15 protein-coding genes are annotated in these 17,313 nt (G+C 42.8%); 5 read left to right on the top strand and 10 right to left on the bottom strand.

Annotation, left to right across the window (positions count from 1 at the left end):
• Positions 1 to 27 precede the first annotated feature (27 nt).
• Both AB4405_RS06190 and AB4405_RS06195 read right to left on the bottom strand, forming a co-directional pair.
• A complete protein-coding gene (locus tag AB4405_RS06190) occupies positions 28 to 1,077 on the bottom strand; it encodes a hypothetical protein (RefSeq protein ID WP_372060073.1) in 1,050 nt (349 codons plus the stop codon).
• 83 nt (positions 1,078 to 1,160) lie between these two features.
• Positions 1,161 to 1,565, bottom strand: coding sequence for a glycine zipper family protein (locus tag AB4405_RS06195; protein ID WP_372060074.1), 405 nt, complete (start codon positions 1,563 to 1,565; stop codon positions 1,161 to 1,163).
• Between the two features lie 293 nt (positions 1,566 to 1,858).
• Here AB4405_RS06195 and rpoH point away from each other — a divergent pair, with 293 nt between their 5' ends.
• The 3 genes from rpoH to AB4405_RS06210 all read left to right on the top strand — a co-directional run bounded on the left by rpoH (position 1,859) and on the right by AB4405_RS06210 (position 4,562).
• Entirely contained in the window at positions 1,859 to 2,728 is an 870-nt protein-coding gene (gene rpoH, locus AB4405_RS06200; protein ID WP_372060075.1) for an RNA polymerase sigma factor RpoH, read from the top strand.
• 60 nt (positions 2,729 to 2,788) lie between these two features.
• Positions 2,789 to 4,111: an outer membrane channel protein TolC gene (gene tolC / locus AB4405_RS06205; RefSeq protein ID WP_372060076.1), complete on the top strand. Its 1,323-nt coding sequence runs from the start codon at positions 2,789 to 2,791 to the stop codon at positions 4,109 to 4,111.
• Positions 4,112 to 4,223: 112 nt separating this feature from the next.
• Positions 4,224 to 4,562 (top strand): HPF/RaiA family ribosome-associated protein, encoded by a 339-nt coding sequence (locus AB4405_RS06210; protein ID WP_372060077.1) that lies wholly within the window; start codon positions 4,224 to 4,226, stop codon positions 4,560 to 4,562.
• A 150-nt stretch (positions 4,563 to 4,712) separates the two neighbouring features.
• Here AB4405_RS06210 and AB4405_RS06215 read toward each other — a convergent pair whose 3' ends face one another.
• The 5 genes from AB4405_RS06215 to AB4405_RS06235 form a co-directional block, all read right to left on the bottom strand.
• On the bottom strand, positions 4,713 to 7,190 hold the full coding sequence (locus AB4405_RS06215; protein WP_372060078.1) for an EAL domain-containing protein: 2,478 nt from the start codon (positions 7,188 to 7,190) through the stop codon (positions 4,713 to 4,715).
• A gap of 187 nt (positions 7,191 to 7,377) precedes the next feature.
• On the bottom strand, positions 7,378 to 9,534 hold the full coding sequence (locus AB4405_RS06220; RefSeq protein ID WP_372060201.1) for a c-type cytochrome: 2,157 nt from the start codon (positions 9,532 to 9,534) through the stop codon (positions 7,378 to 7,380).
• A 14-nt stretch (positions 9,535 to 9,548) separates the two neighbouring features.
• Entirely contained in the window at positions 9,549 to 10,157 is a 609-nt protein-coding gene (locus tag AB4405_RS06225) for a cbb3-type cytochrome c oxidase subunit II (protein WP_372060079.1), read from the bottom strand.
• Between the two features lies 1 nt (position 10,158).
• Entirely contained in the window at positions 10,159 to 11,568 is a 1,410-nt protein-coding gene (ccoN, locus tag AB4405_RS06230) for a cytochrome-c oxidase, cbb3-type subunit I (protein ID WP_372060080.1), read from the bottom strand.
• 26 nt (positions 11,569 to 11,594) lie between these two features.
• Positions 11,595 to 11,969 carry a cytochrome c gene (locus tag AB4405_RS06235; RefSeq protein ID WP_102469527.1) on the bottom strand — a complete coding sequence of 125 codons (375 nt, stop codon included), beginning with the start codon at positions 11,967 to 11,969 and terminating at the stop codon, positions 11,595 to 11,597.
• Between the two features lie 387 nt (positions 11,970 to 12,356).
• On the opposite strand from AB4405_RS06235, the gene AB4405_RS06240 reads away from it, so the two are divergent.
• Positions 12,357 to 13,244, top strand: a complete 888-nt coding sequence (locus AB4405_RS06240; protein ID WP_372060081.1) for a PA4780 family RIO1-like protein kinase — start codon at positions 12,357 to 12,359, stop codon at positions 13,242 to 13,244.
• Between the two features lie 291 nt (positions 13,245 to 13,535).
• Here AB4405_RS06240 and AB4405_RS06245 read toward each other — a convergent pair whose 3' ends face one another.
• The 3 genes from AB4405_RS06245 to AB4405_RS06255 all read right to left on the bottom strand — a co-directional run bounded on the left by AB4405_RS06245 (position 13,536) and on the right by AB4405_RS06255 (position 16,225).
• Positions 13,536 to 13,991 (bottom strand): DUF1499 domain-containing protein, encoded by a 456-nt coding sequence (locus AB4405_RS06245; RefSeq protein WP_372060082.1) that lies wholly within the window; start codon positions 13,989 to 13,991, stop codon positions 13,536 to 13,538.
• Between the two features lie 389 nt (positions 13,992 to 14,380).
• Complete coding sequence (locus AB4405_RS06250; RefSeq protein WP_372060083.1) at positions 14,381 to 14,935, bottom strand: phosphoribosyltransferase; 555 nt, start codon at positions 14,933 to 14,935, stop codon at positions 14,381 to 14,383.
• Positions 14,936 to 15,010: 75 nt separating this feature from the next.
• Positions 15,011 to 16,225, bottom strand: a complete 1,215-nt coding sequence (locus AB4405_RS06255) for a sugar MFS transporter (protein ID WP_372060084.1) — start codon at positions 16,223 to 16,225, stop codon at positions 15,011 to 15,013.
• A gap of 122 nt (positions 16,226 to 16,347) precedes the next feature.
• Between AB4405_RS06255 and AB4405_RS06260 the strand changes: the two genes are divergently transcribed.
• Positions 16,348 to 17,244 (top strand): helix-turn-helix domain-containing protein, encoded by an 897-nt coding sequence (locus AB4405_RS06260; RefSeq protein WP_372060085.1) that lies wholly within the window; start codon positions 16,348 to 16,350, stop codon positions 17,242 to 17,244.
• Positions 17,245 to 17,313 lie beyond the last annotated feature (69 nt).

Here is a 17,313-nt window from a genome sequence, read left to right on the forward strand (position 1 = left end):
CCACGCTCTTTTTATTGGGTATTTTAGTTACCAACGATAAGTCAGCATTGCCATCACACTCTTTCTTCCTTGCCCTAGACTTGCTTCTGCCGCTACTCCATAGTGCCGCGCAAGGTTCCAATTCAAGCCTGACCAATCATTTTCGTTTTGTTGGTCAATACTATAGCCAAGTCCCTCAATACCCAGGGCATTCGTTTCACTCGTGGTACCAGTAGTATGTAAATAAGACACGCCGATATATGGGCTAATGAGCCCCCAATTTTCTATATGATAAGAGCGTCCAATCCTAGGGCTAACAGCCAATGTTTGACTGGAAGTACGTCCGTCGTCTGTGTGAGACCAAGTATAACTGACCGGAAGAACCGCAAAGTATTCACCAAATCCAGCAACAAGGTTAGTACTCAGCCCGTAGTTCCACCCCTGATATTCAGGAGAAAAAGACAACGTTGGTATCTGGCCTAAAGCCTCTGAAAGCCTATCACCACACATATCATTAAATCGATTACACGTTACGTTAGAACCCGCTAAATGGTCTGAGACACTGCCAGGAAAGACGGAGCCTGGTATATTTACATTTAAATCCGTGTTTCCTTGAAATCGACCTGCATGAGCGCCAATTTGCATGAATGGAAACAACCAAGCGCCAGCCCTAAGCTGCAGCGTGGCCGTTTTAACATCGGGGTTACCAAAGTCTATCTGACCGAGATTGACACTGTCTCCAAGTGATTTGTCTCCAACCTTCACATCAAGATTGTTAAACCCAATCGTTTGTTGAGTGTAGGTCGGAATAATTGAAAACGAAAAAGGCAGCGGTAAATCAAAGCCTAGATCAATAGCATTTTGTGCATAAAAAGGTAACGCATGTTGCCATTTTTTATCCAGTTTTTGATTGTTAGAGAGTTCTTTCGTTGCTATTACATCCCCCGTCTTAGTGGCATTTCTTGCTTCTCGTCTCGCTTCGTTCAGTTCAAGTTTGGCCTCTGAATAGCTATCCTCTTTAACTTTGTCTGCATTCTCCGCAATAACACTTGAGGAGATTAAGCATAGAAGCAAAGACGGTACCATTAATTTTTTCATTATATTTACTCTGATATAGTTACGTAACGTGTATTTTTATATAAAGAAGTCCAAAGAATTAAACTAGAAGTCTACGGATTAAATTAATTTAGAATTGTATAACCTCTTTCTGTCATACAGTTTCTCATTACCAACTCTTTTTGGTTTTGATAGTTGTTCTGTACTTGCTGCTTTTCTGATGAATGTCCCAATACACCGGTAACCAAACCAATACCTGCGCCTATTTCTGCTCCTTTTGTTCCTGACCCTCCACCAATAGCCGCAGCACCTGCACCTAACGCCGCTGTTCTTCCTACATGTTTAAATGTCGTTCTTCCAGCGCCCTCTATATTTTGCTCTTGAACTTGGTCACTTAGTTGCTCACATTGATACATGTCTGCACTATACTTCTCTTGATCTAAACCTTTAGTATCCACAATTAAATTTTGTGCCAAAACTTGTGAAGATGCAGTAATACAAATTAATAACGCTAATGTTCGTTTTTTCATGATCATTCTTACCTTTGTTTAAGTTGGAGTAACTATAACCAAAGATTAAATCGATGAAATAAGCACAAAATAAAAATTTAATAATAGATAAACTCACACCTAAAACGAATCTAATGAACCGATAAAACCCATCATAATGACGGTATAAAAAAAGATAAATCAAAACCTAACCCATTGAATTTAATCAATAAAATTTATAGTATCAGATTCTAATGCATTCATTATTTTTCTCACTTTCATTTGTCTTAGAATTTTCACCACCTAATACATACCGAAATTAATTTGGAGACAAAGTGTCAGCATCAGCCTTAACAAACAATAATAAAGACAACCTATCATTCTACCTTGTTAAAATAGGCAAGTACCCAATACTTACCGAATCAAAAGAGAAAGAGTTAGCCTACAAAGCATTTCATAATAATGACACCAATGCCGTAAATGAATTAGTATTACCTCACTTACGATTCGTTGCACATATTGCAAAAAATTTTTCTGGGTATGGCATGCAGATGCTCGATATTATTCAAGCAGGTAACATCGGTCTAATAAAAGCTATAAAGCGATTTAATCCATCTCGTGGTATCAGATTAGTTTCATTTGCTATCCATTGGATAAAATCCGAGATACATGAATTTGTTATTAGAAATTGGAGTCTAGTTAAAATTGCCACTACTAAAGAGCAAAGAAAGTTGTTTTTTAATTTAAAAAAACACAAAACCGACTCTAGTTGGGTCAGTGAAGAACAAGCTAATTATATTGCAAAAAAACTCAATGTTAGTGTTAAAGATGTATTTATTATGGACAGACGATTATCTGGAAAAGATAAACAGCTTGATGGTTATCAATATGGTGAAGATCATGACAATTCAAGTTATATAGAAGATAACCATGTTCACGAGCTTGACGATGATATTTCAACTCGTCATGAAAATGATAATTGGAGAAATCATGTTTCCTCTGAACTACGTACCGCCCTTTCAAAACTAGATGATAGAAGCCGTGATGTTGTATTCCACCGCTGGCTAACCAGTGAAAAAGTAACGCTGTCAGATCTTGCAACTAAACACAATTTATCTGCCGAGCGTGTTCGTCAACTTGAAGTAGCGGCGTTAGCAAAACTGAAGAACATGCTGGGTCATATTCCAATGGCGGCTGCAGCGTAATTAATATCGTGTAAAGCGATGACATTTTAACACTAAACGTAGACTCAACACGGTATTTATATGAAGCATATCTTAACATTCGCCCCATTATTTTTAACGGCAATAAGCTACACTGCCGATGCAGACTCGCTCACTGAGATCTACGATTTGGCTAAAACCAACGATCCTATGCTTCTCAAAGCGGCAGCGCAAAAAGAGAGCGCATTTGAAGCAATCAATTCGAGTAGAAGCTTGTTATTACCGCAAATTGATTTAACCGCAGGTTACGCGTATCAAGACAGTGATCGACACACCATGGATGGCAGTTCATCCAACGTAAGTCTCGGATTATCTCAATCCATCTACGATCGTAGTAGCTGGATCGCATTAACGATATCGGAAAAAAATGCCCGCGCGTCTGATGCTCGCAATGCTGCTATTCAGCAAGCGACCATCTATAAAGTAACCAAAGCATACTTTGACGTGCTGAAAGCTGAAGATAACCTGATGTTTGTACAAGCGGAAAAAGAGGCCGTCGCAAAGCAATTAGCACAGACCGAACAACGCTTTAGTGTTGGCGTCGCGCCTATAACCGACGTCCATGATGCAAGAGCTCAGTTTGATAGTGTTATCGCCCAAGAAATCCAAGCCAAGAACTCCGTTGAGAACGAGTACGAAGAACTACGAGCCATCACAGGACATCCGGCCTCTCATCTCTCAACACTCGACACAGAGCGCTTCTCTACTGCATTACCCGTCACAACGGCTGACGAACTCGTCTATAAAGCCTCAAATGACAATCTTAGACTTCTCGCGAGTCGGATCGAAAAAGATATTGCAAAGGAACAAATATCGTTGGCGCAATCCGGTCACTTACCGACCATCGCCTTGACAACAGACTACCGTTATTCGAAAAACCACAATGAACCAAGTAACCCCATCACTGGCGCAGCGCTCGATAACGACCAAAATCAATTCAATCTTGGCGTATCCATTGACTTACCGGTTTACTCTGGCGGCAGAGTCACGTCCGAAGCCAAGCAAGCTGAATATCAATACGTAGCCGCGAGTCAAGATTTAGAATCAAACTTTCGCGATGTTCAAAAAGAGGTTCGAGCGCTCAACAACAATATTCGTTCATCAATAGGCTCCATTACGGCTTATACACAATCTGTCGTTTCTGCAAAATCAGCGCTTACCGCGACTCAAGAAGGGTTCAATGTAGGTACTCGAACCATTGTTGATGTATTAGAAAGTACGCAGAACGTGTACCAAGCCAATAGAAACCTCGCCGACGCTCGCTATCAATATATATTATCACAAGTACAATTAAAACAAGCGGTTGGGAGCCTTAGTGAACAGGACATTTTGGATATAAGCGCAGGTTTAACAAGTAAGAAATAAGGGATAAGAAAATTATTCCCCCCACATTGCCGTTGTAACTGATTTAGGGAATCAAACCTCCCTATCATGTAACTAATGCGCTCAATTAAATCAAATTACGTTACGAGTACCTATGTATATCACGACACAAAACACCCCTACTTCGTTAGAGAGTAAGTCGATTATCCAGGCAGAAAATGCACAACTAAATCGTCACTATCCCGACATATTGTCATCAAAATGTCACGTGGCTTTTCACACAGGGTTCGAGGATTTCGAAGTCGAGTTAACAGTACATCTTGATAATCAGTCGATATTTATCATTCGTACTGACCGTGACGCGAATGCTGCTATCGAAGAAGCCTTTCAAGCACTCAAACATAAACTCACTCAATATGGCAATAGACAAAAAGCAAAACGGTACCTAATGAAGAATTTTCGGGCGTTATTTCAGATAGTTGGGTTGGCATAGGTGCCTTCACCGATGAAGAGTACGTGATATTGGTGACTAAAAGGAGCGTCATTTTATCCTTACTTTTTTGGTTAGACGCTTTCAAACAGGACGCCTGTGACAATCTATTGGCTTGATAGAACACTCAAGCACTCACAAAAGTCGTTGGCGCTAGGTAAATAGTGCCTCGGGTTTTTGTGGCCGACTAAACACATACCCCTGTCCATATTGACAACCGCGCTGATTTAAATAATCAGCTTGTTGCCAGCTTTCTACGCCCTCGGCCACCACCTTTAATGATAATGCCTGCCCCATCGCAATGATGGCGTTCACGATCGCGTTGCTGTCTCCATTTTCAGGGACATCTTTAACAAAAGATTGGTCAATCTTGAGTTTATTTATAGGCAATCCTTTCAAATAAGACAATGAGGAATACCCCGTACCAAAATCATCCAATGAAATCTCTATGCCCAGTAAACTCAACTGTTCTAGAGCAGCAATGGCTTTTTCAGGGTCAAACAACAAAAAACTCTCGGTTATTTCAATATCTAATCGCTCAGGAGGAAATCCCGTCTCTTTTAAGATCTGTTTAAGTACTGAAAAGAAGCTTAAATTCTGCAACTGTAACGCTGATACATTAACCGCTATTCGACCAAACTCTTTACCTTCTGCTAGCCAGCGAGTGCCTTGTATACAAGATTCACGTAATACCCAAGTGCCAATTTTTTGAATTAATCCCGTTTTTTCGGCGATGGGAATAAAGTTCAATGGTGATATCAAGCCAAGCTCGGGATGCTGCCAGCGTAATAACGCTTCGACACCGACGACTGAATGATCAACCAATGAGTATTGAGGTTGATAAGCCAAATAAAATTGGTTTTTTTCTAATGCGTCGTGTAAAGCAGACTGGATCCGAACATGCAATACAGAGCGGTAAGTCAGATCAGGAGAATAAAATGCGTATCCATTGCGGCCATTCTTTTTAGCCAAGTACATCGCTGTATCTGCATTTTTTAATAAAACCTCACTGCTGGTGCCGTCTTTAGGATATAACGCGACACCGATACTGGCCGATACCCGCAATGAATCCTCGGCTTCTAACATAAATGGCGGATTGAAAACGCCCATAATGCTATCAATATAGTCTAGCAACTCGTCTTCAGATTCAAAGTCAGACAAGACTATAACGAACTCATCCCCTCCTATTCGACCAATATGGGCTTTATGCTCAAGCACCTGACTGAGTCTGTCGGCGACCTGCTCTAACAGTCGGTCACCATACAAGTGCCCTTTACTGTCATTAATGTGCTTAAAATGATCGAGGTCTAGGAACAAGGTTGCAAATTGCTTTTGATGCTTATGACCTGTCTCAATATGTTGCACCAACAAACTTCCAATATGCGAGCGATTGGGAAGATTTGTTAACGGATCATAAAATGCCATTTTTCGTAGGTTTTCTTCATCTGCTTTTTGAGCAGATATATCCTCAAAAACACAAATATGGTGCATTAAGGCATTTTCTTCATCCATAATAGTACTAATTGTTGTCATCTGCGGATAAAGAGAGCCATCCTTTTTACGATTGATAAACTCGCCTTTCCACTGCCCCGAAGAGACAAGATTACGCCACATGTTTTGATAAAAAGTAAGATTATGGTGCCCAGACTGAAGAAAGCGCGGGTTTTTACCGAGAACGTCGGATAATGTATAGCCAGTAATCCGAACAAACGCGCTATTCACATCAAGAATATTGCCAGTACTGTCCGTAATCATCATGCCCTCTTGGAAATTATCAAAAATTTCCCCACTCACAGACAACCAGGTCTCAACGACTTTTCGACGTGTTACGTTGCGAGTCATCCCCAATACACCAATCAGTTCACCTGAATCGTTTCGGATTGGAGACTTGATCGTTTCTAGCCAGATCTTCTCTTGGTTCTCGTCTAAGACAGGGCACTCTTCAATCACAACTTGTTCGTTTTTATCAATAACGGTTTGGTCCGCAGCGGTATACATTTGCGCACGTTTCTCATCAAACAGCTCTAAATCGGTTTTACCATAGACATGCGCCTTGGTGTAATTCCATGCCGTCATTACGCTGTCATTAATCATGACATAGTGGCCATCGACATTCTTAATCCAAGTGTGATCGTCTAACGCATCGATAAACTCTTGTAACGTCGGGGCTCGTGCGGATTCGATTGCAACCTTATCCTTAATGGTCGCTAAGGCCTGAGCAGGTTGCGACTGCTGCGCGCTTCCTAGCTGCATACAGACATCAAAGCTAATTCGCCCTGCCGTTGATTCTATAGAGCGTAAATCATCCTCTCGAAATATTGATCGGGAGGACATGACAAGGACTGCAAACAAATTCTGATTCTCGCCCCAAATGGGCGCAAAACAAAAGAATGTTTGTTCAGCTGTAACAGGCACGGCATTAAGATGAGGGAAGGCAAATGATGACATTGCTTCTGGCAAAGCGACTTCAAACGATTCATTTTGAACAAATGACTTAAATTCACATAAACATTTATTAGAGGGCTCTACCTGTTTAAGCAACCCGTTTGATTGAGTCACTTGGCTGAGTGATTCGATGGAGGATTGCCACTTGGCGTTAAGTTCTAAGGAAGGCGCACTGCTGTAAGTCATGATAAACCACGAAACGGGCCCTAAATCTGCCCTTTAATAATTGAGGATCCGGGCTATCGTACCGAATCCTCAATCATTTCCAAAGCAATGCGAACAATTTATTGGGCAAATTGTCGCATACGTGCTCTTTACGCCGTTAATCAACAAACCAAGCCATGGTACGCAACTTGTTTTGACACCTGCTTAACTAGTTGACGTTAACGTTCTGGTCACGCTCATCATACATATCTGGTGTGGTGTGTAACCCCCCCGTATAACCCGCTTTCTCTAAGGTCTCACGCACTTGCTTGACCTGTTCGGCAGTAACGGCTGACTCGCGCGCCCCCAAATGTAAGCGAACAAATGAGATGAGTTCTGATAACGCTGTATCCGATAACACATCATCAAAGCTCACCATTGGCATAAAGTTTCTTTCTTCATCTAAATAGGTTGGCTGCAGTCCTCTTAAGGTTACCGCGATTGTATTGAATGGATCACTATGCATAATAATGCCGTTATTTAGCAATGTAGGTGCTATAGGATCGCGTCCCTTACCATCCTCGCCATGGCAAGCGCCACAGGTTTGATTGTAAGTAGCGTAGATCTCATCGGCGTACGCGGCTTCCGTAAAACCAGTAGGCTTCAAGGTAACCGACCCACTTTTGATGACATTATTTTTGTCTCCCATCAACAAATAATAAGACATTGACTCAATGTCTTCTCGCGTCATCAAACTCAAGCTATTTTTCACAACGTCAGCCATCCCAGCGAAAGCTGACCCCTTATCAGAATGTCCTGTATGTAAAAAATCAGATAGTGTTGATTCATCCCAACCATCAACGAATAATTCATTAGCACTGATGTTGGGGGCATTCCAGCCATCAATTAGGTTACCTTGAAAAATCCTATCCGTATCGAGTGCCTGTGCGATATTTCTCGGCGTGTGACATTCAGAACAATGTCCCAATCCTGCTACCCAGTACTTTCCCTTTTTCCATTTATCAATATCGTCGATGTTGCTTTCGAGCTCAGCAGGAGGTGTGTAATCCAACTCGGCAGTGTCCATAAAGACTATGTTCCAACCCAATAATCCCAGTCGAATGTTCGAAGGGAACATCATCTGGTTTTGATCGTTTTGCCTCGAGACCGCGTCGATTGATTGCATGTACTCCCATAAATCATGCATGTCTTGATCATTAACATACTGATAAGAAGTATACGGCATAGCCGGATACAAATAACCGTGCTGTCCTTTACCATCCACTAACGCCGCTTCAAAATCTTCAAATGAATAGAGACCAATCCCTTCCGTTGTATGTGGGGTAATGTTCGTTGAATAAATTGTACCAAATGGGGTAACGAATGGCAGGCCACCAGCAAAAGGTTCTCCTCCTTCTGCACTGTGGCAGGCAACACAATCACCCGCGTAAGCAAGATATTCGCCTCGCTCGACTGCCGCAGGATCCAACCTCGCGAGTTTCTCGTCTTCGTCCAATCTAGACTTGGTCATGTAAGCACCAAGAGCCAATATTTCATTCGATGTGAGCTGTTGTCCAAATGCCGGCATCACGTTATTAAGTCCATTTCTAATCGTGTGCTGAATCTCCTCTATGCTGCCACCGTGAAGCCAGATACTGTCGGAAAGATCAGGGACGCCAAGCTGTGCATTGGCAACGGAACCGTCACCATGACACGATGAACAGTATTGAATAAACAGTTCTTTGCCTAATGTCACTTTTACTGCAGGAACGTCTGTATGCCTTTGATTCAATGACGCCAAGTAATAAGACATTTTGGCAATATCATCGGGTTTGATTGCATCGACCCAACCCGGCATCGCCCCGTTTCGTCCTTGTGTAATAGAATGAATAATGGCTTCATCATCGCCGCCATATAACCATTCATTGTCAATCAAGTTAGGGAAGTGCTTCGCCCCTTGCGCATTGTTGCGGTGGCAGGCTGCACAATGCGTTTGGAATAAAATTCGCCCCGAATCAACCACCATATCGTTTAGTGCTAATTCCGTTAATTTTTTCTCCGGTATTTGCGCCATTTGTTCATCAAGATTGGTGCTCACACTACTGAGTTTGTCATCGCTTTGTTTCCAATCGACGAGTCCTTGCCAGTTCCCCATGCCTGGGTACAGGATTAGGTACCCAACAGAAATTGAAAACGCGATAAAGTAAGACACAAACAGAATCTTAGGCGGAGGGGCGTCATTTTCGTCAATACCATCAAAGGTACCTATGGTTTTGTTTTCATTCGCACTGTGGTTATTTCGCCAATATTTGATCACGACCACAACCATCAGCACGAAGAATACACAGGTTCCTATGACGGCCCAAAGATTCCAAAATACACTCATTTCATTGCTGTCCATCACAACGCCCCCTCTGAGGTATCAACGCCTAGGCTTTGCAGATAGTGAATCAATGCTTCGCCCTTCGTTTTGCCACGAACTTGCAATCGAGCATCGGCAATATCATCATCAGTATAAGGAACGCCCAGCGTGCGAAGCGTTTCCATCTTCCCGGTAATATCATCACCAGACAACTTCTGTTCAAACAGCCATGGATATGACGGCATGATAGAGGTAGGAACCACTTGACGAGGATTGATCAAATGAATGGTGTGCCATTGGTCAGAATATTTGCGACCCATATTGGTTAAATCTGGTCCAGTACGCTTCGAACCCCAAAGATTCGGGAACTCGTAGATATCATCAGATTCTTTGTTAGCGCGACCATTTCGCTTGGTTTCAGGATCAAGAGGACGAACCATTTGCGTGTGGCAAACATGACAACCTTCGCTAATGTAAATATCTCGCCCTGCTACTTGAATCGCCGTTAATGGTAATGCCATGCTACCTTTTGCAATCTCCGGTCCTCTCACAATATTTGGTACAACCCAAACGAGCAGCGAGAAAGAGGCCACCACAACAGTGGTCACAATGAGAATGCCAACAGACTTAGTAAAATCAGCCGTCATCTTATGCCTCCTTTGCTACAGGCACCGCTGCAGAGCGGACTGTTTTATATAAGTTAAATACCATCAACAATAACCCGAGTACAAACAAGGCCCCACCGAAGAAGCGTAAGAATAACCATGGTGCTTTGAAGTCCATAGCCTCAACAAAGCTGTACAGCAACGCGCCATTCTCACTTTGTGCTAGCCACATGTAGCCTTCTCCAATACCTGCTACCCACAATGCAATGGCATAAATCGCCACCCCTGCATGTGCGAGCCAGAAATGCCATTTGATCAAACGCCTCGACCACAGTGCTTCTTTCCCCCACAGTCTTGGTATGAAGTAATAGAAAACAGCGATGCCCGACATTCCAACCCAACCTAATGCGCCAGAATGAACATGCCCAATGATCCATTCCGTATTATGAGCGACCATATTGAACCAACGAATGGCGAGCAACGGCCCTTCAAATGTCGCTAAACAGTAGTAAAGAATGGCAGAAAAGAAGAAAAGCATGATGTAGTCAGTTTTGAGCTTTTCCTTATTTTGTAGCAATGTCATGGCGCTGTTGAATGCCCCCCCCCAAGAAGGCAGCCATAAAATCAATGACATGACGATACCAATATTTTGAACCCAGATGGGTACGGAAGAATAGATAAGATGATGTGTCCCAGCCCAGGTGTAGAAACCTACTAATCCCCAGAAGTGGATGATAGACAGTCGATAAGAATAAATAGGTCTTTCTGATATTTTCGGTATGAAATAGTAGTTCATACCAATCACGCCCGCCGTCAGCAAGAACCCAACGGCGTTGTGGCCCCACCACCATTGAACAATGGCATCTTGAGCGCCCGCAAACACCGAATAAGACTTCATAAATGAAGCGGGCATAGCCAAGTTATTAACAACAAAAATCATCGCTACGACAATAATGAAGGCAGCAAAAAACCAGTTTGCTACGAAGATGTGTTGCACTTTTCTTTGCCCGATTGTGCCAAAAAATAACACCGCGTACAGCACCCAAACCAACACTATCAATAAATCAATTGGCCACTCTAATTCAGCGTATTCTTTTGAAGTGGTGTAACCCATCGGCAGCGTCAACACCGCCAACAACAGAACTAACTGCCAGCCCCAAAATACCATCCAAGCCAAACTTTTATTGTATAGACCACATTGCCCAGTTCGTTGGGCGATATAGAGTGAGGTACCCATAAGAATATTGACGACAAAACCATAAATCACACCTGAAGTGTGCAATGGGCGCAAGCGGCCAAACTGAATGTATTCAGAGTCGAAATTCAACACCGGCCAGTATAATTGAGCAGCAAGCACTACCCCAATAAACATGCCAACAATTGCCCATACCACAGAGGCAACCACAAAATATTTGACGACTTTTACGTTAAACTGCGTTGACGCATCTTCCATGTCAGAGCTCCCTGTAAACACTGTTCTTATTTAACTGTGTCGGCCTTGCTATTAGTAGACTCGTGTACTTTAGAACCGAGCATGGAGTAGTAATAGGCAATATCTGAAATATCGCTGTCCGACAGTGCATCGGCTTGTTGCTGCATTAAAACCGCAAGGCCAGCAGAGCGCTCTCTGGATTGATAACTTTTCAAAGAAGTGATGAGGTAAGCCATTTTCTGACCTCTCAGATTTGGGTAGGATTCGATACTGGAAATACCGCCTTCACCATGGCACGTCATGCATACTTTGGCTTTTTGTTCACCAAGATCAAATTTTTCGTCGGCAAAAACGTAGGGCGAAATAAAAAAAGTAACTAAAACAGATAGTCGGGTTAAACGATGAAGCGTGCTTCTTACCATGACACAATTCCTTATATGGCACGTTGTGTTACTTGCGCTACCACGCGTAATTTTCCTTTGATCGAGTCGTGTAAAATTAAAAATAATTAAAATCAAAGTGTTGCTATCATCAGTGCAGTAAAAACTGCACGCTTCGACTCATCCTAAGCCTGTTGTACGTATGAATACTTAGAATAGAACAATAGAGAGTACTGTTTAAAAACATAGAAGCGAGAAGAGGGATTGGCAAATCAATCTAGGTCAAAGGCGCAGATAATATATAAATGAGTCAAACAACGTGCTTATTCGAAGTCGGTTTTCACCAGCCATTTCAGTTTCCAGCGTTATTTGCGCTTTATTTTCGAACTTAACATGACATTTCACCGTCAATTAAGGTATAACGATGCGATGAAAATACCTAAACGAATACAGCCTCTGGTTGACGATGGTCTCGTCGACGAGGTGAAGAGCCAGTTAATGAGTGGCAAAGAAGCATCGGTGTACATTGTGCGGTGTGGCGACACGATCCGCTGCGCTAAAGTGTATAAAGAAGCTAGCCAGCGAAGCTTTAAGAAGGCCTCCGCCTACAGAGAAGGCCGCAAGGTCCGTAACAGTCGGCGCGCACGTGCGATGGAGAAAGGCTCTGGGTTTGGACGCGAGCAACAAGAAAAAGTTTGGCAAAGTGCCGAAGTTGACGCGTTGTACAAGCTTGCTGAAGCAGGCGTACGTGTACCCGTTCCTTACGGTTGCTTTGACGGCGTGTTATTGATGGAATTGGTCACCGATGACGAGGGCTACGTTGCCCCACGACTCAACGATGTAGTGATGCCCGCTGAACAAGCCATTGAAGACCATGATGTTATGATGAATTATGTGGTTAAAATGCTGTGTGTCGGCCTTATCCACGGTGATTTGTCAGAGTTCAACGTTTTGGTCGATGAATATGGTCCCGTTATCATTGATTTACCTCAGGCTGTCGACGCGTCTGCGAATAACAATGCAGAATGGATGTTGACGCGTGACGTCAACAACATCCGCGACTATTACAGCCAATTTGCCCCAGAATTAAGCACGACTGAATATGCCAAAGAAATGTGGGCATTGTACGAAAAAGGCGAACTGACACCAGAAACGGAATTAACCGGAAAAGTTCAAGAGAATAATGTTGAAGCAGATCTTGCCGCGATCATGCAGGAAATTGATGCAGCTCGCAGTGAAGAAAACTTCAGACAAGAGCGCTTAAAAGAAGCAAAAGACGGCGTAGACGAGAGTAAGTTCAACTGGGCGGATAATTAACCCGTCACCAGTCTACTAGACGAATCATTCTTTAAGTAAGCCCTGCCTTACCTCATTGATAAATAAATAATAAAAATCGACTAACTGTAATCAGCGAGTCGATTTTTTACGTTCAAACATACTCAAGCGATGTTATTTAGATCAAATACTAATAAACGTCAACGCCACTTAGTTTCAAAACCATCCAGCTTCAAGACCAATTTGCTTCAAGGATAGTTGGCTTCAAGGCTATGTCGTCTCAAAGCGACTTGATGTCGATTGCTAAGCCGGCACGGCGCCGTTTGCTAGCCGCTATTCCTGGCTTTCTGCCTCGGCAAACCGCTGCGAAAATTCGCTATAGCGGTTTCTGTTGAGTCCTTTATCACTGTAGCCTGTACGTGATTGAGAACGATACTGCAGCGTGTTGCTTTCAGTATCAAAATAGAGTTCAAGGTCATCGTGAAATTTCATAGTAGGGGTGGTAAAAATCACGTGCATATAGTCACCTGAATCGACCACAACCTCATTGTTACCCATTTTATCCAATACCATTGCGACACTATTTTTTGCATGACTCCTATCTGAAAAAATAAGGGGCTCAACTCTTTTTTCTGCATCATTAGTTTGAGTCGAGACCGCATTAGGCGTGGTTGGCATAGGTGAAAATTGTCCATCATTAACCCCTAAATAAGACGGCGTTGTATTATTTTTGTAAACCATATAGGCAATCAGCGCCACTAGTGCAGTAAGAATTATTTTAGCTATCATCGAGCAATCCGTTGTTAATGAGATGGTTAGAGTACAGTGCCCTGTCCTTCAATGATAATCAACCTCAATGATCTGAAATCAATCATGCCTTCACCGCAGCCTTCCATATTACCGTCGTCAGAATTAGTTCTGAGTTCGGCAAGGGGTTTCTTCTATCTAAGTCGTTTTATGCAGCTATGGCGAAACAAGGAGAATAAAAACGCAACAAGGCCGTATTCAATTGAGATAAATATAGGGCCAGCGTAGAGAGTAACGTTAAGAGTTTGATATTAAAAATATCTAACCATCAATACGTATTTTTAAGCTAAACAAAAGTGGCATCGAGGTTTTGTTAGACATGCTGCGCTAAGTAAGTGATGCGCTCAATACCTTGTTCACATCACGTCGAATCATTTTGCTACTTTCGAAATAAAAGGAACATTTCTCAGCTTGTCTTGCCAAGGGAGACCATAGCCGACCAAAAGATCATCGTTTGTCATTTCGTAAGCAAAATACTGAGTGGCATCAATAAAGACTCGACTCGGCTTAACAAACAGTGTGGCAATTGACAGCGACTTAACCTCATAGTTGTCCGCTAGGTGCTGAATTAACCGCTTCATTGTACCGCCGGATTCAATCGCATCATCAACCACAATGACATGTCGATCTGTCAGATCAATATTATTGTGATAAACGATAGCCGATGTGTTGTTTCTGTCTCCAGGCGTATGAGGGCATGAGATATAATCAAGACTAACCTCAAACGTTAGTTTTCTGACCAAGTCGGCAGTATAAATAATCCCACCAGGCACCACGCTAATGACAACAGCATCAGTAAATTGTTTGTTTAGCTTTGTGGCTACAATCTCAACGCCCTCCTCGATTTGTTGAGTGCTTAGGACAAGTTCACCTAAGTGCGGGTGATCCCATTGGTCTTGTTGCTTCTCTAGTTGTGATTTATTCAATTTATTTATCCACCTTTCTATTCTTAAGCTAGTCTTATGCGGTGACGGTCACCAATTCAGGATTTGTCGTTCTCGCTACCATTCCGACGACGTCGTTGATGAACACTTCTCCTGACAAGTGCGCCTCTTCACTAATCGCTCACTCATCACAAACATTGTGATGCTCAACGCCAATAAAATACCCGGAAAATACGTAAACGAGAGTGTCGCAACGACAACACCAATAACTGGCGGTACAACGGTGGTGCCGATGTATGCTGTGGCCATCGTTAAGCTGATAATGGCTTGCGAGGCGCGCTTGCCAAATCGTTTTGGCGTCAGATGTATGGTGTTTGGGTAAATAGGAGCACAGCCAACGCCAATAACAATTAAGCTCATTGGCGTCATCACGTCTGGAATCGGAACGATAAGTCCTACTACCCCAACCATTATCATTATTAAGCCACCACGAATCAGCGACTCTTCTTTAATATGGTCTGCGAGCATGCCACACACAAAGCGCCCCGCGGTAATCCCCAAGTAATACATTGCCGTCCAAAATGCAGCATCTGCCGGCGACATTCCTTTATCAATGGCTAGGTAACTGGCCGCCCACAATCCCGTCCCCGCTTCTAAGGCGCAATAACAAAAAAACAGCAACAATTGAAGCTTAACGCCATCAATATTCACGGCTTGACGGTTAGTTATCAGCGAATGGTCGTCCAAACTTTCACTCGATTCTGCTCGATTAAGCTGCGTCATACTCATGGCTTTTTTCCACAAGGGTAGCGTCGAGAACAAAACAATCACTAGCACAAATTGAATCATAGCAATGGTGGTATAACCTTCGCGCCACCCATTATTCAAACTCAAGTATGTTGCCATAATAAGCGGCCCGGCCGTCGCCCCTACCCCCCAAAAAGAATGAAGATAATTCATGTGCTTAGATTTGTAGTGCAAGGCGACAAAGTTATTTAACGCTGCATCCACCGCGCCCGCTCCAATACCTAATGGCACCGCCAATATCACTAACGCGAGGGCATGATGAACAAACGTAAAACCAAGCAAGGCACAAGCGGTCATCAACACGCTGAATGCCACGACTTTGCCAGTACCAAAACGATGAATAAGCCGGGTTGCCATCAAGCTCGAACACACAGTGCCGGCACTGATGATGAGGGAGATAATGCCCGCAAATTCCAAGGTTGAATTGAGGTCCTGACTCATCACTGGCCATGATGAGCCTAAAACAGCATCGGGAAGACCGAGACTAATAAACGCTAAATAAATAATCGCAAGAAGAAGCAACATAGAGTTTTCACTAAACAGAATAAGTCACACAAAAATCAATATTTGATAAAATACTCTCAAATATTGGTTAACTCTATACTTATGCTACTATAAATTATAATTATCCTACCAAATTCATCATCATGCAAATCTATAACATTGAAACAAATAAAGAAGGTCGAGAGTTAACGATTCATGGCTCCGATGACTTTCCTTGCGCTTTCTACGACGAACGTTTCTCTGAGTTTATCAATGGTGAAGTCCCATGGCACTGGCATGATGAAATCGAGGTTGTGTTAGTATTAGAAGGAAGTACCACTCTCGAATATATTGGCACCAGCACCGTAATCAATACAGGTGAGATGGTGCTGATTAATGCGGGGATGTTACATAAATTGACTAACCACGGTGACACAGATTGCCACATTCTGAATGTCTTGTTTAAGCCACAAATATTGGGCGGTGTGGATTTTGGTCGCGTGTATAAGAAGTACGTCTACCCCGTTATCAACAACCCTGAATTTTTTTGCTATGTATTTGACGACAGCCACCATTGGCACTCCAAAATTATCCAGGAAATGCGGCAGGCATTCCAATCCTGGCAACAAGATATTATGGGTTATGAAATCATAATGACCGCCGCACTCATGAAGACTTGGCAACAGCTTTGTCATCATGAACCTACCATTTTGTCTAAACACGGCGTATCGTCAATTGGTGAACAACGTATTCACTCTTTACTGAGTTATATTCACTGCAATTACGATGGCAACCTGTCGGTAGGTAGCATCAGTAAAGCGGCCGCCATTAGTGAAAGTGAATGTTATAGGCTATTCAAGAAAACGCTTAAGTGTACCCCCAATCAATATTTACTCCACTACCGACTGCGGAAGGCAACCACCCTGCTACTGAATAGCACTCAATCGATTACCGATATTTCAAACCAATGCGGTTTTAACTGCTCGGCGTATTTCGCTAAACAATTCCGCTTGGCTTATAACAAAACACCAAAGCAATTTAGGAAAGAAGAAACCTCGTAAAATCAATCGCCTTCACTTATTTAATGCGAACATAACCGTTATCACCACCAAGTGGAGTGGCCTTCCTAG

Source organism: Vibrio sp. 10N.261.51.F12, assembly GCF_041471725.1.
GTDB lineage: Bacteria > Pseudomonadota > Gammaproteobacteria > Enterobacterales > Vibrionaceae > Vibrio.